Annotated in this window: 21 protein-coding genes; 20 read left to right on the top strand and 1 reads right to left on the bottom strand. The window is 73.5% G+C overall.

All coding sequences use genetic code 11. The annotated features are described in order from the left end of the window. Positions 1 to 11: 11 nt before the first annotated feature. The 6 genes from dop to AC1DQC_RS12045 all read left to right on the top strand — a co-directional run bounded on the left by dop (position 12) and on the right by AC1DQC_RS12045 (position 5,867). Positions 12 to 1,634, top strand: coding sequence for a depupylase/deamidase Dop (gene dop / locus AC1DQC_RS12070; protein WP_477051480.1), 1,623 nt, complete (start codon positions 12 to 14; stop codon positions 1,632 to 1,634). 97 nt (positions 1,635 to 1,731) lie between these two features. Continuing rightward, positions 1,732 to 1,929, top strand: a complete 198-nt coding sequence (locus AC1DQC_RS12065; RefSeq protein WP_477051479.1) for a ubiquitin-like protein Pup — start codon at positions 1,732 to 1,734, stop codon at positions 1,927 to 1,929. A gap of 6 nt (positions 1,930 to 1,935) precedes the next feature. Beyond that, positions 1,936 to 2,769, top strand: a complete 834-nt coding sequence (prcB, locus tag AC1DQC_RS12060) for a proteasome subunit beta (RefSeq protein ID WP_477051478.1) — start codon at positions 1,936 to 1,938, stop codon at positions 2,767 to 2,769. Beyond that, positions 2,766 to 3,467 carry a proteasome subunit alpha gene (prcA, locus tag AC1DQC_RS12055; protein ID WP_477051477.1) on the top strand — a complete coding sequence of 234 codons (702 nt, stop codon included), beginning with the start codon at positions 2,766 to 2,768 and terminating at the stop codon, positions 3,465 to 3,467. Before prcB ends, prcA begins: the two co-directional genes overlap by 4 nt. Before the next feature lie 30 nt (positions 3,468 to 3,497). Next, positions 3,498 to 4,859: a Pup--protein ligase gene (pafA, locus tag AC1DQC_RS12050; protein WP_477051476.1), complete on the top strand. Its 1,362-nt coding sequence runs from the start codon at positions 3,498 to 3,500 to the stop codon at positions 4,857 to 4,859. A gap of 123 nt (positions 4,860 to 4,982) precedes the next feature. Next, complete coding sequence (locus AC1DQC_RS12045; RefSeq protein WP_477051475.1) at positions 4,983 to 5,867, top strand: FKBP-type peptidyl-prolyl cis-trans isomerase; 885 nt, start codon at positions 4,983 to 4,985, stop codon at positions 5,865 to 5,867. Here AC1DQC_RS12045 and AC1DQC_RS12040 read toward each other — a convergent pair. Further along, positions 5,864 to 6,514 carry a TIGR03085 family metal-binding protein gene (locus tag AC1DQC_RS12040; protein WP_477051474.1) on the bottom strand — a complete coding sequence of 217 codons (651 nt, stop codon included), beginning with the start codon at positions 6,512 to 6,514 and terminating at the stop codon, positions 5,864 to 5,866. The genes AC1DQC_RS12045 and AC1DQC_RS12040 overlap by 4 nt on opposite strands. Before the next feature lie 103 nt (positions 6,515 to 6,617). On the opposite strand from AC1DQC_RS12040, the gene AC1DQC_RS12035 reads away from it, so the two are divergent. From AC1DQC_RS12035 to AC1DQC_RS11970, 14 genes are all read left to right on the top strand, one after another. Then, a complete protein-coding gene (locus AC1DQC_RS12035) occupies positions 6,618 to 8,498 on the top strand; it encodes an ABC transporter ATP-binding protein (RefSeq protein ID WP_477051473.1) in 1,881 nt (626 codons plus the stop codon). After that, a complete protein-coding gene (locus tag AC1DQC_RS12030) occupies positions 8,495 to 10,303 on the top strand; it encodes an ABC transporter ATP-binding protein (RefSeq protein ID WP_477051472.1) in 1,809 nt (602 codons plus the stop codon). The genes AC1DQC_RS12035 and AC1DQC_RS12030 overlap by 4 nt, the downstream gene beginning before the upstream one ends. A 53-nt stretch (positions 10,304 to 10,356) precedes the next feature. Continuing rightward, entirely contained in the window at positions 10,357 to 10,755 is a 399-nt protein-coding gene (hisI, locus tag AC1DQC_RS12025; protein WP_477051471.1) for a phosphoribosyl-AMP cyclohydrolase, read from the top strand. After that, positions 10,752 to 12,317 (top strand): anthranilate synthase component I, encoded by a 1,566-nt coding sequence (locus AC1DQC_RS12020; protein ID WP_477051470.1) that lies wholly within the window; start codon positions 10,752 to 10,754, stop codon positions 12,315 to 12,317. Before hisI ends, AC1DQC_RS12020 begins: the two co-directional genes overlap by 4 nt. Before the next feature lie 47 nt (positions 12,318 to 12,364). Beyond that, positions 12,365 to 12,895 carry a Trp biosynthesis-associated membrane protein gene (locus AC1DQC_RS12015; protein WP_477051469.1) on the top strand — a complete coding sequence of 177 codons (531 nt, stop codon included), beginning with the start codon at positions 12,365 to 12,367 and terminating at the stop codon, positions 12,893 to 12,895. A gap of 43 nt (positions 12,896 to 12,938) precedes the next feature. Continuing rightward, a complete protein-coding gene (locus AC1DQC_RS12010; RefSeq protein ID WP_477051468.1) occupies positions 12,939 to 13,277 on the top strand; it encodes an HGxxPAAW family protein in 339 nt (112 codons plus the stop codon). A 60-nt stretch (positions 13,278 to 13,337) separates the two neighbouring features. Further along, a complete protein-coding gene (locus tag AC1DQC_RS12005) occupies positions 13,338 to 13,898 on the top strand; it encodes a DUF4190 domain-containing protein (RefSeq protein ID WP_477051467.1) in 561 nt (186 codons plus the stop codon). 19 nt (positions 13,899 to 13,917) lie between these two features. After that, positions 13,918 to 14,343, top strand: a complete 426-nt coding sequence (locus AC1DQC_RS12000) for a DUF2752 domain-containing protein (protein WP_477051466.1) — start codon at positions 13,918 to 13,920, stop codon at positions 14,341 to 14,343. A 130-nt stretch (positions 14,344 to 14,473) separates the two neighbouring features. Beyond that, positions 14,474 to 15,286 (top strand): indole-3-glycerol phosphate synthase TrpC, encoded by an 813-nt coding sequence (gene trpC / locus AC1DQC_RS11995; RefSeq protein ID WP_477051465.1) that lies wholly within the window; start codon positions 14,474 to 14,476, stop codon positions 15,284 to 15,286. Further along, positions 15,283 to 16,599 (top strand): tryptophan synthase subunit beta, encoded by a 1,317-nt coding sequence (gene trpB, locus AC1DQC_RS11990; RefSeq protein WP_477051464.1) that lies wholly within the window; start codon positions 15,283 to 15,285, stop codon positions 16,597 to 16,599. Before trpC ends, trpB begins: the two co-directional genes overlap by 4 nt. Beyond that, positions 16,596 to 17,417, top strand: a complete 822-nt coding sequence (gene trpA, locus AC1DQC_RS11985; protein ID WP_477051463.1) for a tryptophan synthase subunit alpha — start codon at positions 16,596 to 16,598, stop codon at positions 17,415 to 17,417. The genes trpB and trpA overlap by 4 nt, the downstream gene beginning before the upstream one ends. Next, entirely contained in the window at positions 17,414 to 18,295 is an 882-nt protein-coding gene (lgt, locus tag AC1DQC_RS11980; RefSeq protein WP_477051462.1) for a prolipoprotein diacylglyceryl transferase, read from the top strand. The genes trpA and lgt overlap by 4 nt, the downstream gene beginning before the upstream one ends. 152 nt (positions 18,296 to 18,447) lie before the next feature. After that, the gene (gene gltB, locus AC1DQC_RS11975) at positions 18,448 to 23,013 is read left to right on the top strand and encodes a glutamate synthase large subunit (protein ID WP_477051461.1); all 4,566 of its coding nucleotides are present in this window, start codon (positions 18,448 to 18,450) and stop codon (positions 23,011 to 23,013) included. Next, positions 23,006 to 24,472 (top strand): glutamate synthase subunit beta, encoded by a 1,467-nt coding sequence (locus tag AC1DQC_RS11970; protein ID WP_477051460.1) that lies wholly within the window; start codon positions 23,006 to 23,008, stop codon positions 24,470 to 24,472. Before gltB ends, AC1DQC_RS11970 begins: the two co-directional genes overlap by 8 nt. Positions 24,473 to 24,523 lie beyond the last annotated feature (51 nt).

Genomic DNA, 24,523 nt, shown 5'->3' with positions numbered 1-24,523 from the left:
AGGGTGGTCTCGTGACCGTGCGCCGCGTGATGGGGATCGAGACCGAGTACGGGATCCTCCAGCCCGGACGTCCGCTGGCCAACCCGATGCTGCTGTCGAGCCACGTGGTCGCCGTGCACGCCGCGGCCCGCGAGGGTGCGCGCGCCAAGGCGCGCTGGGACTACGACGACGAGGACCCGCTGCACGACGCGCGCGGCTTCCACCTGCAGCGCGCGTCGGCCCACCCCTCGTTGCTGACCGACGACCCGGACCGGCCGGCGCCGTCCGGCGACGGGCCCGGGTCCGACGGACCCCAGGCGCTGCCGCGCGCCGCCACCGAGGAGTACGAGGACCCGGGCGCCGCGAACGTCATCCTCACCAACGGCGCGCGCCTGTACGTCGACCACGCGCACCCGGAGTACTCGTCGCCGGAGGTCACCAACCCGCTCGACGCCGTGCGCTGGGACCGTGCGGGGGAGCGCGTGATGCTCGCCTCGGTGCGGGCCCTGGCGTCGACGGCGGCGCTGCCGGACGTCGCGCTCTACAAGAACAACGTGGACGGCAAGGGCGCCACCTACGGCATGCACGAGAACTACCTGGTGGACCGGGCGGTTCCCTTCAACGACCTCGCGGCCCGGCTGATCCCCTTCTTCGTGACGCGTCAGGTGTTCACCGGGGCCGGCCGCGTGGGGCTCGGGCAGCGCGGCGAGGAGCCCGGGTTCCAGCTGTCCCAGCGGGCGGACTACATGGAGGCCGAGGTGGGGCTGGAGACGACGCTGCGCCGGCCCATCATCAACACGCGCGACGAGCCCCACGCCGACCCGGACCGCTGGCGCCGGCTGCACGTGATCATCGGCGACGCGACGATGCTCGAGGTGGCCACCTACCTCCGGCTCGGCACCACGTCGCTGGTGCTCTGGCTGATCGAGCGGGCGGTCGCCGAGGGCGGTTCCGGGGGCGCGCTGGCGGCGGTCGACCGGCTCGCGCTGCGCGACCCGGTGCACGCGGTCCACCTGGTGAGCCACGACCTGACCCTGACCACGCGTCTCGAGCTGGCCGACGGCCGCCGGCTGACGGCGCTGGAGATCCAGCGCGAGTACCTCGACGCCGTGCGCGCCGCGGTGGCCCACGTGGGCGACGCGCCGGACGCGCAGACGGCCGACGTGCTCGACCGCTGGGCGTCGGTGCTGGACCGGCTGGCGACGGACCCGGCGTCCTGCGCGCGCGAGGTGGAGTGGCTGGCCAAGCTGCGGCTGCTGGAGGGCATGCGCCGGCGCGACCGCCTGGCGTGGGACCACCCCCGGCTCGCCGCGATGGACCTGCAGTGGTCCGACGTCCGACCGGAGCGCGGCCTGTACCACCGGCTGGTCCAGGCGGACGCGGTCGAGCTGCTGGTGACGCCCGAGCAGGTGGCGGACGCCGTCGTGCACCCGCCGCTGGACACCCGGGCCTACTTCCGGGGCGAGGCCGTCGCGCGGTACGGCGGCGAGATCTCGGCGGCGAGCTGGGACTCGGTCGTGTTCGACGTGCCGGGCGCCGCCACGCTCCAGCGGGTGCCGATGCGTGACCCGCTGCGGGGGACGCAGGCGCACGTCGGTGCCCTCCTGGACCGCAGCCCGGACGCCACCGCCCTGCTCGACGCGCTCGGCGCCTGACGTCGTCGGTCCGCTCCGTGGGCGCGGGGACCGGGTGCGTCGGAAGATGGGCCTAGGGTGGGCTTCAGCACGTCGTCGGCACTCCGGGGAGGTCACCATGGCTGGTCAGGAACACGTTCGCCCGCGCCGCGAGGACGCGGAGCCGGACGACGCCCCGGACGCCCCGGCCCCGGCCGCACCGAGCGCGCAGGCCCGGGACGCGGAGGTCGACGCCCTCCTGGACGAGATCGACGACGTCCTCGAGTCCAACGCCGAGCAGTTCGTGCGCGGGTTCGTGCAGAAGGGCGGTCAGTGAACGCCGATGAGCTCATCCGACACGTCCGCTTCCGGGCGGCTGCCGCACGCGTTCACGACGCCGGGCTCGTCGTCGTTCGTGGAGTTCCTGTCCAGCCACGCGCCGCAGCTGCTGCCGGGTAACCGCCCCGCGGTCGACGTGCAGGCGCCGCACGGCACCACCATCCTCGCGCTCGCCTTCGAGGGCGGGATCGTCATGGCCGGGGACCGCCGGGCGACCATGGGCTCGATGATCGCGAGCCGCGAGATCGAGAAGGTCTTCCCGGCCGACGAGTACTCCGCGGTGGGCATCGCCGGGACCGCGGGCCTCGCGGTCGAGCTGGTCCGGCTGTTCCAGCTGGAGCTCGAGCACTACGAGAAGATCGAGGGCAGCCTGCTCTCGCTCGACGGCAAGGCCAACCGGCTGGCGACCATGATCCGGGGCAACCTCGGGCTGGCCATGCAGGGGCTCGCGGTCGTGCCGCTGTTCGGCGGGTTCGACCTCGACCGGCGCGTCGGCCGGATCTTCTCCTACGACGTGACGGGCGGCCGGTACGAGGAGCACGACCACCACGCCGTCGGCTCGGGGTCGGTCTTCGCGCGCGGCTCGCTCAAGAAGCTGTGGCGGCCCGGCCTCGACGCCGCGGGCGCGGTGCGGGTGGCGGTGGAGGCGCTCGTCGACGCGGCCGACGACGACTCGGCGACCGGTGGGCCGGACCACACCCGGGGCATCTGGCCCGTGGTCGCGACCGTCACGGAGTCGGGGTATCTGCGGGTGGCCGACGCCGACCTGGGCGCGGTAGCGGAGTCGGTGGAGCAGGAGCGTCGGCGCACGCACGAGGGACGCGGGGGTGCGCGATGAGCATGCCGTTCTACGTCTCGCCCGAGCAGCTGATGAAGGACCGGGCGGACTACGCGCGCAAGGGCATCGCCCGCGGCCGGTCGGTCGTCGTGCTGCAGTACGACGACGGCATCGCCTTCGCCACGGAGAACGCGTCGCGCGCGCTGCACAAGATCTCCGAGATCTACGACCGGATCGGCTTCGCGGCGGTCGGCAAGTACAACGAGTTCGAGAACCTCCGGGTGGCCGGCGTGCGCTACGCCGACCTGCGCGGCTACTCGTACGACCGCGAGGACGTCACGGCGCGCGGGCTGGCCAACGCCTACGCCCAGACGCTCGGCACCTCGTTCACCACGGAGTCCAAGCCGCTCGAGGTGGAGATCGTCGTCGCCGAGGTGGGTCGCGCCGCCGCGGGCGACCAGATCTACCGCCTGGCGTACGACGGCTCGGTCACCGACGAGCACGGCTACGTCGTCATGGGCGGCCAGGCGGAGCGCCTCGGCGGCCTGCTGGCGACCGACTGGCGCGCCGGGCTGACGCTGCCCGAGGTGCTGGCGCTCGCGGTGCGCACGCTGGGCGCCCCGGCGGAGGACGGCGGCGAGGTGCGCGCGATCCCGGCGGCGCAGCTCGAGGTCGCGGTGCTCGACCGGACGCGCCCGCGCCGGACGTTCCGCCGCCTGGCCGGGGCGTTGCTGGAGGACCTGCTCGACGCAGACTGAGTCGGCACGAGCCACGGAAGGAGCACGGCGGTGGACAGACGGATCTTCGGCCTCGAGACGGAGTACGGCGTGACCTGCGCCGCGCAGGACGGCCGCGGGCTGTCGGCCGACGAGGTCGCGCGCTACCTGTTCCGCAAGGTGGTGGCCTGGGGCCGCTCGTCCAACGTGTTCCTGCGCAACGGGTCGCGGCTCTACCTGGACGTCGGCTCGCACCCCGAGTACGCGACCGCGGAGTGCGACGACGTGCGCCAGCTGGTCACCCACGACCGCGCGGGCGAGCGGATCCTCGAGGGCCTGGTGGCGGACGCGCAGCAGCGCCTCGAGCACGAGGGGCTGCCGGGCAAGATCCACCTGTTCAAGAACAACACCGACTCGGCGGGGAACTCCTACGGCTGCCACGAGAACTACCTCGTGCGCCGCCAGGGCGACTTCTCCCGGCTGTCCGACGTGCTGGTGCCGTTCCTCATCACCCGGCAGATCCTCACCGGTGCCGGCAAGGTCCTCACCACGCCGCGCGGGGCCGTGTACTGCCTGTCCCAGCGCGCCGACCACATCTGGGAGGCGGTCTCCAGCGCGACCACGCGCTCCCGGCCCATCATCAACACGCGCGACGAGCCGCACGCCGACGCCGAGCACTACCGCCGCCTGCACGTCATCGTGGGCGACTCGTCGATGTCCGAGACGACGACCATGCTCAAGGTCGGCACGACGGACCTGCTGCTGCGCATGATCGAGGCCGGCGTGCCCATGCGGGAGATGGCGCTGGAGAACCCGATCCGGGCGATCCGCGAGATCAGCCACGACATCACGGGCATGCACCCGGTCACCATGGCGAACGGCCGGACGGTCACCGCGGTGGACCTGCAGGAGGAGTACCTCACGCGGGTGACGGACTTCCTGGCGTCGGAGGGTGGCCCGAGCCCGGAGAACAAGCAGGTGCTCGACCTCTGGGAGCGCGGGCTGCGGGCGTTGCGCACCGGCGACCTGTCGCTGGTGGACCGGGAGCTGGACTGGGTCATCAAGTACAAGCTCATCGAGCGGTACCGCGCCAAGCACGACCTCGAGCTGTCCGACGTGCGGGTACAGCGCCTCGACCTGGCGTACCACGACATCTCCCGCACCGAGGGTCTGTACAACCTGCTCGCCGCCAAGGGCATGGTCGAGCGGGTGACCACGGACCTGGAGATCTTCGAGGCCACCGCCGTCCCGCCGCAGAGCACCCGGGCCAAGCTGCGCGGCGACTTCGTCCGCGCCGCCCAGGACGCCCGGCGCGACTACACGGTCGACTGGGTGCACCTCAAGCTCAACGACCAGGCCCAGCGCACGGTGCTGTGCAAGGACCCGTTCCGCAGCGTCGACGAGCGGGTGGACCGGCTCATCGAGTCGATGTAGCAGGGACCATCCAGCGTCGGGCCGTACAGTGTGGCGGTCCTGAGTCCCTCGGGACCGTGAGCGCGCATGCGCGAGGGCCGTGGTCCGGCGCGTGCCGGGACCCCCAGCAGCGGAAGGAACGACGTGCGACGACTGCAGGGCCGAGCCCTGGTGGCCGGTCTGGCGATCGCGTTGCTGACCCTCGCGGGGTGCAGCACTCCGGAGACGGAGCCGGACGCGGTGACGGTGTCCGGCGAGCCGGGCGAGGCGCCGACCATCACCTACGTGACACCGCTGCAGGTGGACAAGACGCGCACCGAGCAGATCTGGGAGGGCACGGGCGCGGACCTGGTCGAGGGCGGTCCCGTGCTCATCGACTTCTGGCTCGAGGACGCCACCGACGCCTCGCTGGTGAAGGAGAGCTACTCCACCAACCCGACCGCGATGCTGCTGACCGAGGAGGACCTCGGCTCGGACCTGTACAACACGCTGCGCGGCCAGAAGGTCGGTGCGCGCCTGCTGCAGGTCAGCCCGGGCAGCGGGTCGGGCGCCACGAACTACCCGACGGTCACGGTGGTCGACGTGCTGCCGACCCGCGCCGACGGCCAACCCGTGCCCGCGCGGTCCGACCTGCCTGCGGTCGCGCTGGACGCGTCGGGCGCTCCGTCGATCACCCCCACGGGCACCGACCCGCCGTCGGCGCTCGTCGCGGCGCCCCTCATCCGCGGGGCCGGGGAGCAGGTCGGTGCGAACGACGTGGTGACCGTGCAGTACACCGGCTTCGCCTGGACCACCGGTGAGCCGTTCGACTCGACGTGGACCCACGGCCTGCCGGTCTCGTTCTCGCTGCAGGACGTGCAGGCGTGGGCCGAAGGGCTGGTCGACCAGCCGGTCGGCAGCCAGGTCATGCTCGTCGTGCCGCCCACGTACGCGCTCGGGGTCACCGACAGCGAGGAGCTCGCGGGACAGACCGTGGTCTTCGTCGTCGACATCCTGGCCACGGGCCACCCGGACCAGGCGGCCGGCTAGCGCGAGGGCAGGACCCGCTCGATCTCGGCGACGTCGTCCGGGTCACCCTCGACCCGCACGTCGGCGGCGGCGCCGCGGCCGAGCAGGTAGAGCACGAGCTCGCCGACCGCCCCCCGGACGACGACGGTGCCGTGATCGACCTTGGGGCTGCGCAGCCGGTGCCGGACGCCGTCGTCACGTACCAGCACGACGCCGACGGGCACCTTCCGGAGGCGCGCACCGCCCGACCGGCGCAGCTGCGTCCACAGGGTCTCGACGAGGTCCGGGTCGAGCTCTCGGGGCGGCACCGGTCCGGCGCCGCGGCGGACGTCCTCGGTGTGCACGAAGAACTCGATGACGTTGGTCGACTCCCCGGCGAAGCTGCCGGGGTGCCAGAACGCCGGGCGGTCGGCCGCCACCCGGGCCACGAGGTCGCGGTAGGCGCCCTCGGTCGCCGCGGTGTCGGCGAGCCTCGCGATGGCCGCCTCGGCACGCGCGGACAGGGCGGGCACGGCGATCCCGGCGCCGACCAGCGGTGAGCGCTCGCGCAGCACGACGTGCGCGGCCAGGTGCCGCGCCTGCCAGCCCTCGCAGAGGGTCGGCGCGTCGGGCGAGACGTCCAGGAGGGCCTGCGCCAGCTGCGCGCGCTCGATCTCGTGCCAGGTCATGAGCGCAGGATCGCATGCGGGCGGCGGGCCCGCGTGACGGGTAAGCGCTCGCAGTGCCGTGAGAGGATGGCTGCACCCCCTGAGCTCCACGGAAGGTCCTGTCGTGCGCACGCGAGACGAGTCACCGGCGTCGGTGGCCCTCACCGGCTCCGTGCCGCGTCGGGCGGTCCAGCTGATCGTCCGCGGCATCCGCGCGCACCCGGGCACCTACGTCCTGGCCATCGGCACCTCGGCGGTCTTCGGCGTGCTGACGGTCACCGTCAGCCGCGTGCTCGGCGCCGTGACGGACCAGGTGGTCGTCCCGGCGCTCGGCGGGTCGACGGAGGCCCGCGGGCGGATCTGGCTCGCCGGGCTGGTGATCGCGCTGGTCGCGGTGTCGCTGGCGGTCGCCGTCGCGGGTCGCCGGATGTTCGCCGGCAAGGGCTTCGCCCTGATCCAGGAGGACCACCGCACCGCCGTCACCCGCCAGTACCTGCGCCTGCCGATGTCCTGGCACCGGCGGCACCCGACGGGTCAGCTGCTGTCGAACGCGAGCGCGGACGTCGAGGCGGCGACGTCGATCTTCAACCCGCTGCCGTTCGCGCTGGGCGTCGTCGTCATGCTCGTCGTCGCCGCGGTCGAGCTGTTCCGGACGGACGTGTGGCTCGCGCTCGCCGCGCTGGTGGTGCTGCCGCTCGCGGTCGTCGCGAACCTCGTGTTCCAGCGCCGCATGTCGCCGGCCGCGATCCACGCGCAGCAGCTGCGGGCCGAGGTCGCCGACATCGCCCACGAGAGCTTCGAGGCGGCCGTGCTGGTCACCTCGCTGGGCACGGCGGCGCGCGAGGAGGCTCGCTTCGCGGCACGGGCCGCGCAGCTGCGGGACGCCAACGTGCGCGTGGGGACCGTCCGCGCGATGTTCGACCCGGTCATCGACCTGCTGCCGAGCCTGGGCACGCTGCTCGTGCTCGTCGTCGGCACCATGCAGGTCAGCGCCGGCCGGGTGGGGACCGGCGACGTCGTCGCCGCCGCCTATCTGCTCACCCTGCTCGCCGTGCCCGTGCGGGCGTTCGGCTGGGTGCTCGGCGAGGTGCCCCGCGCGCTCGTCGGCTACGACCGGATCGCCCGGGTCATCGACGCGCACGGCGCGCTGAGCGTCGGCAGCACGCCGTGGTCGCCGGCGGCCGGCGCTCGCGTCGAGCTGCGGGACGTCGGACGGTCCGTGGCGCTGCCCGGCGGCGGGGAGCTCGAGCTGCTGCACGACGTCGACCTCGACGTGGCCGCGGGACGCACGGTCGCGCTCGTCGGACCCACCGGCGCGGGCAAGACGACCCTCGTCTCCCTGGTCAGCCGGCTCGCCGACCCGTCGCGCGGGTCGGTGCGCGTCGACGGGCTCGACCTGCGGGACGTGCGCCCGGCCGACCTGAGCCGGCACGTGGCCCTCGTCGCCCAGTCGACGTTCATCTTCGAGGACACGGTGCGCTCGAACGTCACGCTCGCGGACGAGGGGGAGGCCGGGGCGCCCGACGACGAGGCGGTCTGGGCGGCGCTGCGCCTCGCCCGCGTCGACGACGTGGTCCGCGCGCTGCCCGGGGGCCTCGACGCGCCCCTCGGCGAGCGCGGCGCGAACCTCTCGGGCGGTCAGCGTCAGCGGCTCGCGCTGGCGCGCGCCCTGGTCCGGCGACCGGCGGTCCTCGTGCTCGACGACGCGACGTCCGCGGTGGACCCGCGGATCGAGCAGGCGATCCTGCGGGGCCTGCGCGACGAGGGTGGTGCCGGCAGCCCGACCGTGCTGCTGGTCGCGTACCGGATGTCCTCCGTCCTGCTCGCCGACGAGGTCGTGCACATCGAGTCGGGTCGCGTGGTGGACCGGGGCACGCACGACGAGCTGCTGGCGCGCGACGCGGGGTACCGCGAGCTGGCCACCGCGTACGAGCAGGAGACCGCCCGCCGCGCCGCCGAGGCCGCCGACGAGGCCGCGCTCGAGGTCGTCGAGGAGTCGGCATGAGCCACAGCCACCGGGTCGCGCCCGCCAGCACCCTGGGTGTGCTGGCGACGCTGCGCCGCGGGCTCCAGGTCTCGCCCCAGCTGCTGGTCGGCTGGCAGCTCACCGTCCTGCTCGCGGTCGTGGCGTCGATCGGCCGCGTGCTCGTGCCGATCGCCGTCCAGCAGACCGTCGACACGGGCATCCTCGCCGCGGGCGGCCCGGACGTGCCGCGCGTCGTGGCGCTCGCCGGGCTGGCCGCGCTGGGCCTGCTGGTGGGGGCCGTGTGCTCGGCGTACGTCAACATCCGGCTGTTCCGGTCGAGCGAGAGCGGCCTGCTCGCGCTGCGCACCCAGGCGTTCCGGCACGTGCACGACCTCTCGGTGCTCACGCAGAACACGGAGCGCCGCGGCTCGCTGGTCTCCCGCGTGACGTCGGACGTCGACACGATCTCCCTGTTCGTGCAGTGGGGCGGGATCATGCTGCTCGTCTCGGTGCTGCAGATCGGCGTGGCGACGGTGCTCATGGCCGTCTACTCCTGGCAGCTCACGCTCATCGTGTGGGCCGGCTTCGTGCCGCTCTTCGTGCTCCTGCAGCCCCTGCAGAAGCGCGTCAACGCCCGCTACACCGCGGTGCGCGAACGGGTCGGCGGGATGCTCGGCGCGGTCTCCGAGGCCGTGGTCGGCGCCGAGACCATCCGGGCGTACGGCGTGGCCGAGCGCACCCAGCGCAAGATCGACGCGGCCGTCGCGGCGACCCGCGCCGCCATGGTGCGCGCGCAGAACCTGGTCGCCCTCGTGTTCTCCAGCGGCGTGCTCGTGGCCAACCTGGTGCTGGCCGTCGTGGTCGTCGCCGGGACCTACCTGGGCATCGCCGGCGAGATGACCGTGGGCCGGCTGCTCGCGTTCCTCTTCCTGGTGCAGCTGTTCACCGGTCCCGTGCAGATGGCGACCGAGATCCTCAACGAGCTGCAGAACGCGGTCGCCGGGTGGCGCCGCGTGCTGGGCGTGCTCGAGACGCCCGTCGAGGTGGTCGACGCCGGTCCCGGCGGCGTGCCCAGCCCCCGCGGCCCGGCCCACGTCGAGCTCCGCGACGTCGACTTCGCCTACCCCGACGGCCCGCCCGTGCTCACCGGCGTCGACGTCGCCATCCCGCCGGGCACGTCCGTCGCCGTCGTCGGCGCCACGGGCTCGGGCAAGACGACGATCGCCAAGCTGGTCGCCCGGTTCATGGACCCGACCCGTGGGTCGGTGCTGCTCGACGGCGTCGACGTGCGCGACATCTCCGTCGCGGAGCTGCGGCGCCGCGTGGTGCTGGTTCCGCAGGAGGGGTTCCTGTTCGACGGCACGCTCGCCCAGAACGTGGCGTACGGCCTGCGGCACGAGGACGGGACGACCGCGGCGGCGGACGACGACGCGCGCATCCGGGAGGCCATCGAGGCGCTGGGCCTGGACGGCTGGGTGGACGAGCTGGCGGACGGTCTGCAGACGCCTGTGGGCCAGCGCGGCGAGTCCCTGTCGGCGGGGGAGCGGCAGCTGGTCGCCCTGGCGCGGGCCTACCTCGCCGAGGCGGACCTGCTCCTGCTCGACGAGGCGACCTCCGCCGTGGATCCCGCGACCGAGGTCCGGATCGCCCGCGCGCTCGACTCGCTGACCCGCGGCCGGAGCACCCTGACGATCGCGCACCGGCTCTCGACCGCCGAGGCTGCCGACACCGTGGTCGTCGTCGACGCGGGACGCGTGGTCGAGATCGGGCACCACGACGACCTCGTCGCGCGCGACGGTCACTACGCCGCGATGCACGCCGCCTGGGTGTCGCAGACCCGCTGACGGCCGGTGGGACGGGGTCCGTGCCGCCCGCGACCGCGTGGCAGGATCGGTCCGTGTCTTCCAGCCCCGTCGCACCGACCCTCGACCCCGCCGTCGCCGACCGCCTGAAGCGTGACGAGCACGGCCTGGTGGCGGCGATCGTGCAGCAGCACGAGTCGCGGGAGGTGCTCATGCTCGGCTGGATGGACGACGAGGCGCTGCACCGCACGCTGACMACGGGGCGCGTCGTGTTCTGGAGCCGCTCCCGCCAGGAGTACTGGCGCAAGGGCGACACGTCGGGCCACGCGCAGTACGTCAAGGCCGTGAGCCTGGACTGCGACGGCGACGCCCTGCTGGTCGAGGTCGACCAGGTGGGCGCGGCGTGCCACACCGGTGCGCACTCCTGCTTCGACGCCGGCGGCCCGCTCACCGCGGCCGTCGGCACCCGCCCGACCGAAGGAGACGCCCGATGACCGCGCCCACCCTGCCCACGGTCACCGCGGCCGAGGTTCCCTGGGGTGGCACGTGGCCGTCGGTCGACGCGTTCCGTGGCCTGGCGCGTGACCGGCGCGTCATCCCCGTCGTGCGCCGGCTGCTGGCCGACGACATCACGCCCGTCGGCCTGTACCGTACGCTCGCCGCCGGTCGGCCCGGCACGTTCATCCTCGAGTCCGCCGAGGCGGACGGGACGTGGGACCGCTACTCGTTCGTCGGCGTGCACTCGCGGGCCACGCTCACGGTGCGCGACGGCTCGGCGGTCTGGGTGGGCGACGTGCCCGTGGGGGTGCCGACGGAGGGGGACGCGCTCGACGTCCTGGCCCGAACGCTGGACGCGCTGCGCACCCCGGCGGTCGCGGGGCTGCCGCCCCTGACCAGCGGCCTCGTCGGCGCGCTCGGGTGGGACATCGTGCGGCACTGGGAGCCGACGCTGCCCGCCAACGCGCCCGACGAGCTCGGCGTGCCCGAGCTGACGCTGCTGCTGGCCACGGACCTCGCGGTGGTCGACCACCACGACGGCTCGGTCTGGCTGGTGGCCAACGCCATCAACTTCGACGACACCGACCAGCGGGTCGACGAGGCGCACGCGGACGCGGTCGCGCGGCTCGACGCGATGGAGGCGGCGCTGCTGGAGCCGACCGAGTCGGCGGTCGCCGTGCTGACCGACGTCGCCGAGCCGGAGCTCGCGTTCCGCTCGACCCGGCAGGAGTTCGAGGACGCCGTGCGGACGGGTCAGGAGGCGATCCGCGACGGCGACGTGTTCCAGGTGGTCCTGTCGCAGCGGCTCGACCTCGACTGCCCCGCGGAGCCGCTCGACGTCTACCGGGTGCTGCGCACCATCAACCCGAGCCCGTACATGTACTACCTGCAGCTGCAGGACGCGGACGGGCGCGACTTCGCGGTCGTCGGGTCGAGCCCGGAGACGCTGGTGAAGGTCACCTCGGGGCGCGTCGTGACGTTCCCCATCGCCGGGTCCCGGCCGCGCGGCGCGACGCCCGACGAGGACCGCCGCCTGCAGGACGAGGTGCTCGCCGACCCGAAGGAGCGCGCCGAGCACATCATGCTGGTCGACCTGTCCCGCAACGACCTGGTCAAGGTGTGCGAGCCGACCAGCGTCGAGGTCGTCGAGTTCATGGCCGTGAAGCGCTACTCCCACATCATGCACATCTGCTCGACCGTGGTGGGCCGCCTGCGCGAGGGCGCGACCGCCCTGCAGACGCTGGTCGCCACGTTCCCCGCGGGCACCCTGTCGGGCGCGCCCAAGCCGCGGGCGATCGCCCTGATCGACGAGATCGAGCCCGCGCGCCGCGGCATCTACGGCGGCACGGTCGGCTACTTCGACTTCGCGGGCGACATGGACATGGCCATCGCCATCCGGACGGCCCTCATCCGGGACGGGCGCGCGAGCGTCCAGGCGGGCGGCGGGATCGTCGCCGACTCGGTGCCCGCGCTCGAGTACGAGGAGTCCCGCAACAAGGCCGCCGCGGCCGTGCGGGCCGTGCAGATCGCGTCCCGGCTGCGTCGGGCGGGCGCGTGACGGGAGCGGCGCCGCGCCGCCGGGCGGGACGGGGTCGAGCGGCGGCCGTGCTGCTGGTCCTGGCCGGGCTGACGGCGATCGTCGCGGTGCCTACCTGGTTCACCACCACCGGCACGACGGCGCTCGAGGGCACGGTCACGGTGCACGTCTCCGGCTCGCAGGTCGCCCCCGCGATCCTCGCGGCGGCGGTCGCCGTCCTGGCCGCGGTGGCCGCGGTCGCGCTCGTGGGACGCGCGGGGCGCTGGGTCGTCGCCCTCGTGGTCGTCGCGTGCGGCGTGCTCGTCGTCGGCACGACGCTGGCCGTGCTGGCTGACCCGGTCGCCGCCGTGACGCCCGTGGTTGCCGCGCAGACCGGCGTGGGCCTGCTCGCGGGGCCGGTCACCACGAGCGCCTGGCCCGCGCTGGCGGTCGCCGTCGGGGTGCTCGACGTGCTCGCCGGCGTCTGGCTGGTGCTGGCATCGCGCGCATGGGCGGGACCCTCCCGCCGGCACGAGACCGCGGCCGCACCGGCCGCGCCGGCGGAGCCGGACGAGCGGTCCGACTGGGACGCCCTGAGCCGTGGCGACGACCCGTCCTGACCTGCGCGGGCGGTACAGGGACGAGGCCCGGAGGTCCGATAGGGTGAGCGCAGAACCGAGCACGAAGGGCACCCTCATGGCCGACAACACCCTCGCGCACCGCGCGCAGCACGCCACCACGACGGAGGCGATGCACCTGCCGCCCACGGCGGCCCCGACGAACCACGGCAAGACGCTCGCCGCGTGGGTCACCACCTACAGCGTGGTCATCGCCTTCACCATCGCGGGCCTCGGCGTCGCGTTCGCGCTGGTCTGGCTGTTCTGGGTGGGCATGGCCCTCGTGGTGCTCGGCCTGGTGGCCGGCAAGGTGCTCCAGGCGTCGGGCCACGGCCAGGGCGGCGCCAAGACGCGCGCCCGGGCGGCCCGCACCGGCGGCCACTGACGCACAGCTGTTCCACCGCCGCCCGGGAGCCGGGTGCGCGCACGCGACCCAGGAGGACCGATGTCGACCCCCAACGAGCCGCAGAACCCGTACGGCGCCGAGCCGCCCAAGGACCCGGACGCCACGCCGCAGCCCCCGGCTGCCCCGCAGTACCCGGGCGCACCCCAGTACCCGGGCGCGGCCCCCGCCCCTGACGCCGCGCCGCAGTACCCGTCGGCGCCGCAGTACCCGTCGGCTCCGCAGTACGGCGCGCCGCCCGCCACCCCGTACCCCGCCGCCGCGCCGTACGGCTCGGCGACCGGCGGCTACCCGCCGGCCGGCTACGCGGTCTCGTACCCGAAGAACAGCCTCGCCGTCTGGTCGCTGGTGCTCGGGATCGTCTCGTTCGTGCTGTCGTGCGGCCTGCTCACGGGCATCCCCGCGGTCATCGTCGGCAGCAACGCGAAGAAGGCGGTCGCGCGCGGCGAGGCGAACAACGGCGGCATGGCCACCGCGGGCATCATCCTCGGCTGGGTCGCCATCGTGCTGTCGATCCTCGGGATCATCCTGTTCGCCGTGCTCTTCTCCAACGCCGACTTCCGGGACGCCTTCAATGAGGGCTACAACGGCTCCAACTACTGAGCTGCCCGACGGCCCGCTCATGCCCGACGCCCCGGCGTCCGGCGGGGCGGGCCGTCGCGCGTCCGTGCGCGGTCCGCTGGTCGCCGCGGGCGTCACGGCCGCGGCGACCGTCGTGCTCGCGCTGCGCGACCCGCACACGGCCGGCAGCTACGGCGTCTGCCCGCTGTACGCGCTGACCGGCCTCTGGTGCCCCGCGTGCGGCGGGCTGCGCGCGACGCACGACCTCGCCCACGGCGACCTCGCGGCGGCGTGGTCGATGAACCCGCTCTGGGTTCTCGCCGTCCCCGTGGTGGTCGCCCTCTGGGTCCGCCTCGTCGTCCGCCGGGCGCAGGGTCGGCCGGTCCGTCCCGCACCGGCGTGGCTCGCGTGGGTGGTGCTCGCGGTGATCGTTGCGTTCGGGGTGCTGCGCAACGTCCCGGCGCTGGCGCCCTGGCTGGCGCCCTGAGTCCCGTCCCACCCACCGGCCTGTGGTCCGGGTCACTCCGGGACCGCTCTACGATGTCTCACCGGGCCACCGCCACGATCGACGGCGAGGACGAGGTCCGGAACCGACCGGGGGAGAAGGTGAGCTGTCGATGACCGTGCTGGACGACATCGTCGCGGGAGTCCGACTGGACCTCGCCGTCCGGGAGCAGGCCACGCCGCTCGCCGAGGTCAAGGAGCGCGCCCACCGCCGCGAGTCCGCCATCGAGTGCGTGGGCCGCCTGCGCGCCGAGGACGCGGTCCGCGTCATCGCCGAGGTCAAGCGCTCGAGCCCCAGCAAGGGCGCGCTCGCCACCATCAAGGACCCGGCCGCGCTGGCGGCCGAGTACGAGAAGGGCGGCGCCGCCGTCATCTCGGTGCTCACCGAGGAGCGTCGCTTCCACGGCTCGCTCGCCGACCTCGACGCCGTCCGCGCCCGCGTCGACATCCCCGTCCTGCGCAAGGACTTCGTGGTCACGCCGTACCAGGTGTGGGAGGCGCGGGCCCACGGGGCCGACCTCGTGCTCCTCATCGTCGCCGCCCTCGAGCAGACCGTGCTGGAGTCGCTGGTCGAGCGGGTGCACTCCCTGGGCATGACCGCCCTGGTCGAGGTGCACGACACCGAGGAGGTCGCCCGGGCCGCCGACGCCGGCGCCCGCGTGATCGGCGTCAACGCCCGTGACCTGCGCTCGCTCGAGGTGGACCGGACCACGTTCGCCCGGGTCGCCCCTTCGATCCCGTCGCACATCGTGAAGATCGCCGAGTCCGGCGTGCGCGGCCCGCACGACGTCATGGACTACGCGCGGGCCGGCGCCGACGCCGTGCTCGTGGGCGAGGCCCTGGTCACGGACGACGCCCCGCGCGAGTCCGTCGCCGACCTCGTGGCGGCGGGTGCCCACCCGTCCCTGCGGGCGGTGCGCCAGTGAGCGGTCGGCCCACCGTCGGACCGCTGTCGGACAAGCTGCTCGAGGCCGTTGCCGGCGGCCCGCTGTCCACGCACGCCGGCCCGTACTTCGGCGAGTTCGGCGGCCGGTACGTGCCCGAGGCGCTGATCGCGGCGCTCGACGAGCTCGACACGGCGTACCACAAGGCGCTCACCGACCCGGCGTTCGGGCGCGAGCTCGCCCGGCTGCACAAGACGTACACCGGCCGCCCGAGCCCGCTGACCGAGGTGCCGCGGTTCGCCGCGCACGTCGCGCCCGGCGTCCGCGTGTTCCTCAAGCGCGAGGACCTCAACCACACCGGCTCGCACAAGATCAACAACGTGCTCGGGCAGGCCCTGCTCGTCAAGCGCATGGGCAAGACGCGCGTGATCGCGGAGACGGGCGCCGGCCAGCACGGTGTCGCCACCGCGACCGCGGCCGCGCTGCTCGACCTCGAGTGCACCGTGTACATGGGCGAGGAGGACACGCGTCGCCAGGCGCTCAACGTCGCCCGCATGCGGCTGCTCGGCGCCGAGGTGATCCCCGTGACCATCGGCACGCGGACCCTCAAGGACGCGATCAACGAGGCGCTGCGCGACTGGGTGGCCAACGTCGAGACCACGCACTACCTGCTCGGCACGGTGACCGGTCCGCACCCGTTCCCCGAGATGGTCCGCGACTTCCACAAGATCATCGGCGAGGAGGCCAAGGCCCAGCTCCTCGAGGAGATCGGCCGGCTGCCCGACGCCGTGGCGGCATGCGTCGGCGGCGGGTCCAACGCGATGGGCATCTTCAACGCGTTCCTCGACGACCCCGAGGTGCGGCTGTTCGGCTTCGAGGCCGGCGGCGAGGGCATCTCGTCCGGTCGGCACGCGGCGCGGTTCTCCGGCGGGGAGCCGGGCGTGCTGCACGGCGCGAAGTCGTACCTGCTGCAGGACGACGACGGCCAGACGCTGCCCAGCCACTCGGTGTCGGCGGGGCTGGACTACCCGAGCGTCGGGCCCGAGCACGCGTGGCTGCACGACATCGGTCGCGCCGACTACCGGCCGGTCACCGACGTCGAGGCCATGGAGGCCTTCCGGATCCTGTGCCGGACCGAGGGGATCATCCCGGCGATCGAGTCGGCCCACGCGCTGGCGGGCGCGATCCAGCTGGGCGCGGAGCTCTCGACGTGGACCGGCCACGACGGCCACGAGCCGGTGCTGCTGATCAACCTGTCGGGGCGCGGGGACAAGGACGTGGCCACCGCCGCGGCGTGGTTCGACCTGATCGAGGACGAGCCCGTCGTGCTGGCCGACCAGGGAGAACAGCTGTGAGCACCGTCGCCGTCCGTTCGCAGGTCGCCGAGCACCTCGACGCCCTCGGGCGCCCCGCGTTCGTCGGCTACCTGCCCGTCGGGTACCCGTCGGTGGACGGCTCGGTCGAGGCCGTGCGCACCATGATCGACGCCGGCGTGGACGTGGTCGAGCTGGGTGTGCCGTACAGCGACCCCGTCATGGACGGGCCGACCGTCCAGCGGGCGGTCGACGCGGCGCTCGCGCGCGGCACCCGGGTCGGCGACACCATCCGTGCGGTCGAGCAGGTCGCCGGGCGCGGTGCGCCGGTGCTGGTCATGACCTACTGGAACCTCGTGCTGCGGTACGGCGTCGACGCGTTCGCGCGCGACCTGGCCGCCGCGGGCGGGGCCGGGCTGATCACGCCCGACCTCATCCCCGACGAGGCCGCCGACTGGATCGCCGCCTCCGACGCGCACGGCCTCGACCGCGTGTTCCTGGTGGCCCCCAGCTCGACGCCCGAGCGGCTCGCGTCCACCAGCGCGGCCTCGAGGGGCTTCGTCTACGCCGCCTCGACCATGGGGGTCACGGGGGAGCGGGCGAGCGTCGGCAGCCGCGCGGAGGAGCTGGTCGCGCACACCCGGGCCGCCGGAGCCGAGCACGTCTGCGTCGGCCTCGGGATCTCGCGTCCCGAGCAGGCCGCGGAGGTCGCCCGGTACGCCGACGGCGTGATCGTGGGCTCCGCGCTCGTGCGGACGCTGCTCGACGCCGACGACGACGCCGCCGGTMGGCGCGCGCTCGCCGGGCTGACGGCCGACCTGGCCGAGGGCGTGCGCTCGGCGCCGGGGCGCGCGCGGTGAGCGCGCTGCTGCCGACCGCGATCCCCAGCCCGGCGCAGGGCGTCTGGCACCTCGGGCCCTTTCCGGTGCGCGCCTACGCGTTCGCGATCCTGCTGGGCATCGTCGCGGCGCTCTGGCTGACGCGTCGGCGGTGGATCGAGCGCGGCGGCGAACCCGACACCACCCTGGAGATCGCGTTCTGGGCGGTGCCGTTCGGCATCGTCGGCGGCCGGATCTACCACGTGATCACCTCGCCGGACGCGTACTTCGGCGTGGGCGGAGACCCCGTCCGCGCGCTGTACATCTGGGAGGGCGGGCTCGGCATCTGGGGCGCCGTGGCGTTCGGCGGGATCGGCGCCTGGATCGGCTGCCGTCGCCAGGGCGTCCGCCTCGCACCGTGGGCCGACGCGCTCGCGCCCGGCCTGCTGGTGGCGCAGGCGATCGGCCGGCTGGGCAACTGGTTCAACCAGGAGCTGTACGGCGGTCCCACCACGCTGCCGTGGGGCCTGCGCATCGACCCCGAGCACATGCCCGTCGGCGACCCCGCGGGCACGCTCTACCACCCGACGTTCCTGTACGAGATGCTCTGGAACCTGGGCGGCGCCGCGCTGCTGATCTGGCTCGACCGCCGGTTCCGGCTCGGCTACGGCCGCGTGTTCTGGCTCTACGTCGTCATCTACACGACGGGCCGCCTCTGGATCGAGCTGCTGCGGATCGATCCCGCGCACCACTTCCTGGGCCTGCGACTCAACGTCTGGACGTCCATCATCGTCGGCCTGGGAGCGCTGGTAGCGTTCGTGGTGGTCGGGCGCCGGCACCCAGGACGTGACACGACCCTCCTGCTGGCACCCCCGACCGTGCAGGACGACGAGGAGAACGCGACCGACCCCGCCCGCTGACCCGCGGAAGGCCGGTAGCTCACCTCATCGCCGACGATGCGGGTGGTCCGCGGACCGCCCTGTATCGTCGCCACACTGGGCCGACGACGTCCCGCGTTCCCCCCTTGTTCGTGCTACGCCCCGACCCCTCGGGGACCGTGAGGACGGTGCTGATGTCGACGTCGCCCGCGAGCCCTGGCGCTCTCAGTGCGCCACTGCCGCAGGGTCTCTACGACCCCGCGGCCGAGCACGACGCGTGCGGATTCGCGTTCGTCGCCACGCTGCGCGGCACACCCGGTCGGGACATCGTCGACGCGGGCCTGACCGCCCTGCTCAACCTCGACCACCGCGGCGCCGTGGGCGCCGAGGAGGACAGCGGCGACGGCGCGGGCATCCTCACCCAGATCCCCGACGCCTTCCTGCGCGACGTCGTCGACGCCGAGCTCCCGCCCGCCGGCTACTACGCCATCGGGATGGCGTTCCTGCCCGTCGACGAGGCCGAGCAGCGCTCTGCCGTCGCGGCCCTCGAGGCGATCGCGGCCGAGGAGAAGCTCGACGTGCTGGCCTGGCGCGAGGTCGTCGTCACGGCGGACCTCGTCGGGCCCACCGCACGCGCGTCCATGCCCGTCTTCCGCCAGCTGGTGGTCGCGGACCCGTCGCGAGAGCTCGCGGGCATCGACCTCGACCGCCGCGCGTACCGGCTGCGCAAGCGCGCCGAGCGCGAGCACGGCCTCTACTTCGCGTCGCTGTCGGCGCGCACCCTGGCCTACAAGGGCATGCTGACCACCGGGCAGCTCGAGCCCTTCTTCGCCGACCTGTCGGACCCGCGCTACGCCTCCGAGATCGCGCTGGTGCACTCGCGCTTCTCGACGAACACGTTCCCGTCCTGGCCGCTCGCGCAGCCGTTCCGGATGATCGCGCACAACGGCGAGATCAACACGGTGCGCGGCAACCGCAACTGGATGGCCGCGCGCGAGGGCACGCTGGCCAGCGAGGAGCTGGGCGACCTGACGCCGCTCATGCCGGTCTGCACGCCGGGCGGCTCGGACTCGGGCAGCTTCGACGAGGTGCTCGAGCTGCTCCACCTGGCCGGCCGCCCGCTGCCGCACGCGGTGATGATGATGATCCCGGAGGCGTGGGAGAACCACGCCCAGATGGACCCGGCGCGGCGCGCGTTCTACGAGTACCACTCGACGCTCATGGAGCCGTGGGACGGCCCGGCGGCGATCACCTTCACCGACGGCACGCTCATCGGGTCGGTGCAGGACCGCAACGGCCTGCGTCCCGGCCGGTACTGGGTCACCGAGGACGGGCTCGTCGTGTGCGCGTCCGAGGCCGGCGTGCTCGACATCGACCCCGCGACCGTCGTCGCGAAGGGTCGTCTCGAGCCCGGTCGCATGTTCCTGGTGGACACCGGCAAGGGCCGCATCATCGACGACCAGGAGATCAAGTCGTCGCTCGCGGCACAGCGGCCGTACGCCGACTGGGTCCGGGACAACTCCGTGTACCTGCAGCAGCTGCCCGAGCGGGAGCACGTCGCGCACTCGGCCGCCTCGGTCCGTCGTCGTCAGCGCGCGTTCGGCTACACCGAGGAGGAGCTGAAGATCCTGCTCAGCCCGATGGCCGCCGCGGGCGCGGAGCCGTTGGGTGCGATGGGGTCCGACACCCCGGTCGCGGTGCTGTCCGACCGGCCGCGCATGCTCTTCGACTACTTCACGCAGATGTTCGCGCAGGTGACCAACCCGCCGCTGGACGCCATCCGCGAGGAGCTGGTCACCGCGATCGGCGGCGCCATCGGGCCGGAGCCCAACCTGCTCGAGGACGGCCCGGGCCACGCCCGCAAGCTGATCCTGCCGTTCCCCGTGATCGACAACGACCAGCTGGCCAAGATCGTGCACGTGGCCAAGGAGCCCTCGCTCGGCTTCCGCTCGGTCATCATCCGCGGCCTCTACAAGGTCGGCGGCGGGGGAGAGGCGCTCGAGGCGCGCCTCGAGGAGATCTTCGCCGAGGTGGACGCCGCGGTGGCCGACGGCGTGAGCTTCCTCGTGCTGTCGGACCGCAACTCCGACGCCGACCTGGCGCCGATCCCGTCGCTGCTGCTGCYGTCGGCSGTGCACCACCACACGCTGCGGCGGCACACCCGCACGCAGATTTCGCTGGTGGTCGAGGCGGGCGACGTGCGCGAGGTGCACCACGTCGCGCTGCTCATCGGCTACGGCGCCGCGGCGGTCAACCCGTACCTGGCGATGGAGACCGTCGAGGACCTGGCGCGCTCGGGCTACCTGCCCGGCGTCGGGCCCGAGAAGGCCGTCGCCAACCTCATCAAGGCGCTCGGCAAGGGCGTGCTCAAGGTGATGTCCAAGATGGGCATCTCGACGATCGCGTCCTACCGCGGCGCGCAGGTGTTCGAGGCCATCGGGCTCTCGCAGCCGCTGGTGGACAAGTACTTCACCGGCACCACCAGCCGGCTCGGCGGCATCGGGCTCGACGTCATCGCGGCGGAGGTCGCGGCGCGGCACGCCGACGCGTACCCGGCCAGCGGGAACCGTCAGGCGCACCTGCGGCTCGCGGTCGGCGGCGAGTACCAGTGGCGGCGCGACGGCGAGGACCACCTGTTCGACCCCGAGACCGTGTTCCGCCTGCAGCACTCGACGCGCACGCGGCAGTTCGACGTGTTCCAGCAGTACACCAAGAGGGTGGACGAGCAGTCGACGCGGCTGATGACGCTGCGCGGCCTGCTGGCGTTCAAGGACGGCGAGCGCGAGCCCGTGCCGCTCGACGAGGTCGAGCCCGTCAGCGAGATCGTCAAGCGGTTCAACACCGGCGCGATGTCGTACGGCTCGATCTCGATGGAGGCGCACGAGACCCTGGCGATCGCCATGAACAGCATCGGCGCCAAGTCGAACACCGGCGAGGGCGGCGAGGACCCCGAGCGCCTCAACGACCCCGTCCGGCGCTCGGCGATCAAGCAGATCGCGTCCGGGCGGTTCGGCGTCACCAGCGAGTACCTGACCAACGCCGACGACATCCAGATCAAGCTCGCCCAGGGCGCCAAGCCCGGCGAGGGCGGCCAGCTGCCCGGCAACAAGGTGTACCCGTGGATCGGGCGCACGCGGCACTCGACGCCCGGCGTCGGCCTGATCTCGCCGCCGCCGCACCACGACATCTACTCGATCGAGGACCTGGCGCAGCTGATCCACGACGCCAAGAACGCGAACCCGCGGGCGCGGATCCACACCAAGCTGGTGAGCGAGTTCGGCGTCGGCACCATCGCGGCCGGCGTGGCCAAGGCGCACTCCGACGTGGTGCTCATCTCGGGTCACGACGGCGGCACCGGGGCGAGCCCACTGACGTCGCTCAAGCACGCCGGCACGCCGTGGGAGATCGGCCTGGCCGAGACGCAGCAGACGCTCGTGCTGAACAACCTGCGCGACCGCGTCGTGGTGCAGGTCGACGGACAGCTCAAGACCGGTCGCGACGTCGTCATCGGCGCGCTGCTGGGCGCCGAGGAGTTCGGGTTCGCCACGGCTCCGCTGGTGGTGTCCGGCTGCGTGATGATGCGCGTCTGCCACCTCGACACCTGCCCGGTGGGCGTCGCGACGCAGAACCCCGAGCTGCGCGCCCGGTTCACCGGCAAGCCCGAGTTCGTCGTGACGTTCATGGAGTTCATCGCGGAGGAGGTCCGCGCCCTGCTCGCGCAGCTCGGCTTCCGCACGCTGCTGGAGGCGGTCGGGCACGTCGAGCTCCTCGACACCCGCGCCGCCGTCGACCACTGGAAGGCCGAGGGCCTCGACCTGAGCCCCGTCCTCGCGGTCCCGACGCCCGTCGCCGGGACACAGCTGCACCAGACGAAGCTGCAGGACCACGGCCTGGACCGGGCGCTGGACAACCGGCTGATCGCGCTGGCGGCGGACGCTCTCGAGCGTCGCGAGCCGGTCCGCATCGACCTGCCGGTCCGCAACGTCAACCGGACGGTCGGCACCATGCTCGGCCACGAGGTGACCAAGCGCTTCGGCGGTGGCGGGCTCGCGGACGACACCATCGACGTCACGCTCACGGGCTCGGCCGGCCAGTCGTTCGGGGCGTTCCTGCCCCGCGGCATCACGCTGCGGCTGTTCGGTGACGCCAACGACTACGTCGGCAAGGGCCTGTCGGGCGGCCGCATCGTCGTGCGGCCCGACCGCAACGCGGCGCTGTCCAGCGAGCACAACGTGGTCGCCGGCAACGTGATCGGCTACGGCGCCACCACCGGGCAGATCTTCCTGCGCGGGCTGGTCGGCGAGCGCTTCGGCGTGCGGAACTCGGGCGCCACGCTGGTGGTCGAAGGCGTGGGCGACCACGGCTGCGAGTACATGACCGGGGGCACCGTCCTGGTGCTCGGCCGGACCGGCCGCAACTTCGGCGCCGGCATGTCGGGCGGCACGGCCTACGTGCTCGACCTCGAGCCCGCACTGGTCAACGTCGACGCCCTGCGCACCCACGAGCTGTCGCTGGACCCGCTCGACGACGAGGACGCCGCGCTCGTGCAGCAGCTGCTGCGCGCCCACCTCGAGGAGACCGGCTCGCCGGTCGCCGCCCAGCTGCTCGAGGACTTCTCGACCACCCGGGCGCGGTTCACGCGCCTGCTGCCCACCGAGTACGCCCGCGTCCGCCGCGCGCTCGCCCAGGCCGAGGCCGAGGGCCTCGACCCGGCCGCGCCCGGCGTGTGGGACCAGATCCTGGAGGTGGCCCGTGGCTGACCCCCGCGGCTTCCTGAAGGTGCGGGAGCGCGAGCTGCCGCCCAACCGCCCCGTCGAGGTCCGCCTCCGCGACTGGAAGGACGTCCACGAGCACCTGCAGGACGGCCAGCCGTACCTCAAGGAGCAGGCCGGGCGCTGCATGGACTGCGGCATCCCGTTCTGCCACAACGGCTGCCCGCTCGGGAACCTCATCCCCGAGTGGAACGACCTGGTGTGGCGCGGGCAGTGGTCGGACGCCATCGACCGCCTGCACGCGACGAACAACTTCCCGGAGTTCACCGGCCGCATCTGCCCGGCGCCGTGCGAGTCGAGCTGCGTGCTGGGCATCAACCAGCCGCCGGTGACCATCAAGAACGTCGAGGTCTCGATCATCGACGAGGCGTTCGAGCGCGGGTACGTGACGCCGCAGGTGCCGCAGCGCCTCACGGGCCACACGGTCGCGGTCGTCGGCTCGGGCCCGGCCGGCATGGCCGCCGCCCAGCAGCTGACGCGCGCCGGCCACACGGTCGCGGTGTACGAGCGCGACGACGCCATCGGCGGGCTCATGCGGTACGGCGTGCCCGACTTCAAGCTCGAGAAGATCCACATCGACCGCCGCCTGGCCCAGATGGAGGCCGAGGGCACGCGCTTCCGCCCGGGTGTCGAGGTGGGCCGGGACGTCACCTGGCCGCAGCTGCAGGCGCGCTACGACGCGATCGTCATCGCGACGGGGGCCACCGTGCCCCGCGAGCTGCAGGTGCCCGGCAAGGAGCTCGGCGGCGTGCACGTCGCCATGGAGTTCCTGCACCAGGCGAACGCGGTGGCCGCCGGCAAGCCCGTCGCCGACCAGATCTCCGCCGAGGGCAAGCACGTCATCATCATCGGCGGCGGCGACACGGGCTCGGACTGCCTCGGCACCGCGCTCCGCCAGGGCGCCGCGTCGGTGACGACGCTGGCCATCGGCAAGCGGCCGCCCGAGGAGCGCCCGGCGCACCAGCCGTGGCCGACCGACCCGATCCTGTTCGAGGTCTCGTCGTCGCACGCCGAGGGCGGCGACCGCGACTACCTCGCGTCGACCGTCGAGTTCGTCGGCGACGAGTCCGGGGACGTGCGCGCGCTGAAGCTGGCGACCACCCAGTACCTGTCCGACGGTCGCCGCGTGCCGACGCCGGGAACCGAGCGGGAGATCCCCGCGGACCTGGTGCTCGTCGCGATGGGCTTCACCGGTCCCGAGGTCGACCCGCTCACCGAGCAGATCGGCATCGAGCTCACACCCAGGGGTCTGGTCGCGCGCTCCGACGACTACGCGACCACCGTCCCCGGTGTGTTCGTCGCGKGCGACGCGGGCCGCGGGCAGTCCCTGATCGTCTGGGCGATCGCCGAGGGCCGCGCCGCCGCGGCCGCCGTCGACACCTACCTCTCGGGCAGCACGGAGCTGCCGTCCCCGGTCACCGCCAGCACCGTGGCGCTGCGCCCCTGAACCCCTCCAGACCGAGGTCCTCTACCGGCCGGCCATGGTGGTCGGACGGGA

The organism is Cellulomonas sp. P4_H12 (assembly GCF_056400905.1).
The sequence above is the reverse complement of the archived record's forward strand: the minus strand, read 5'-3'. Positions and strand labels throughout refer to the sequence as shown.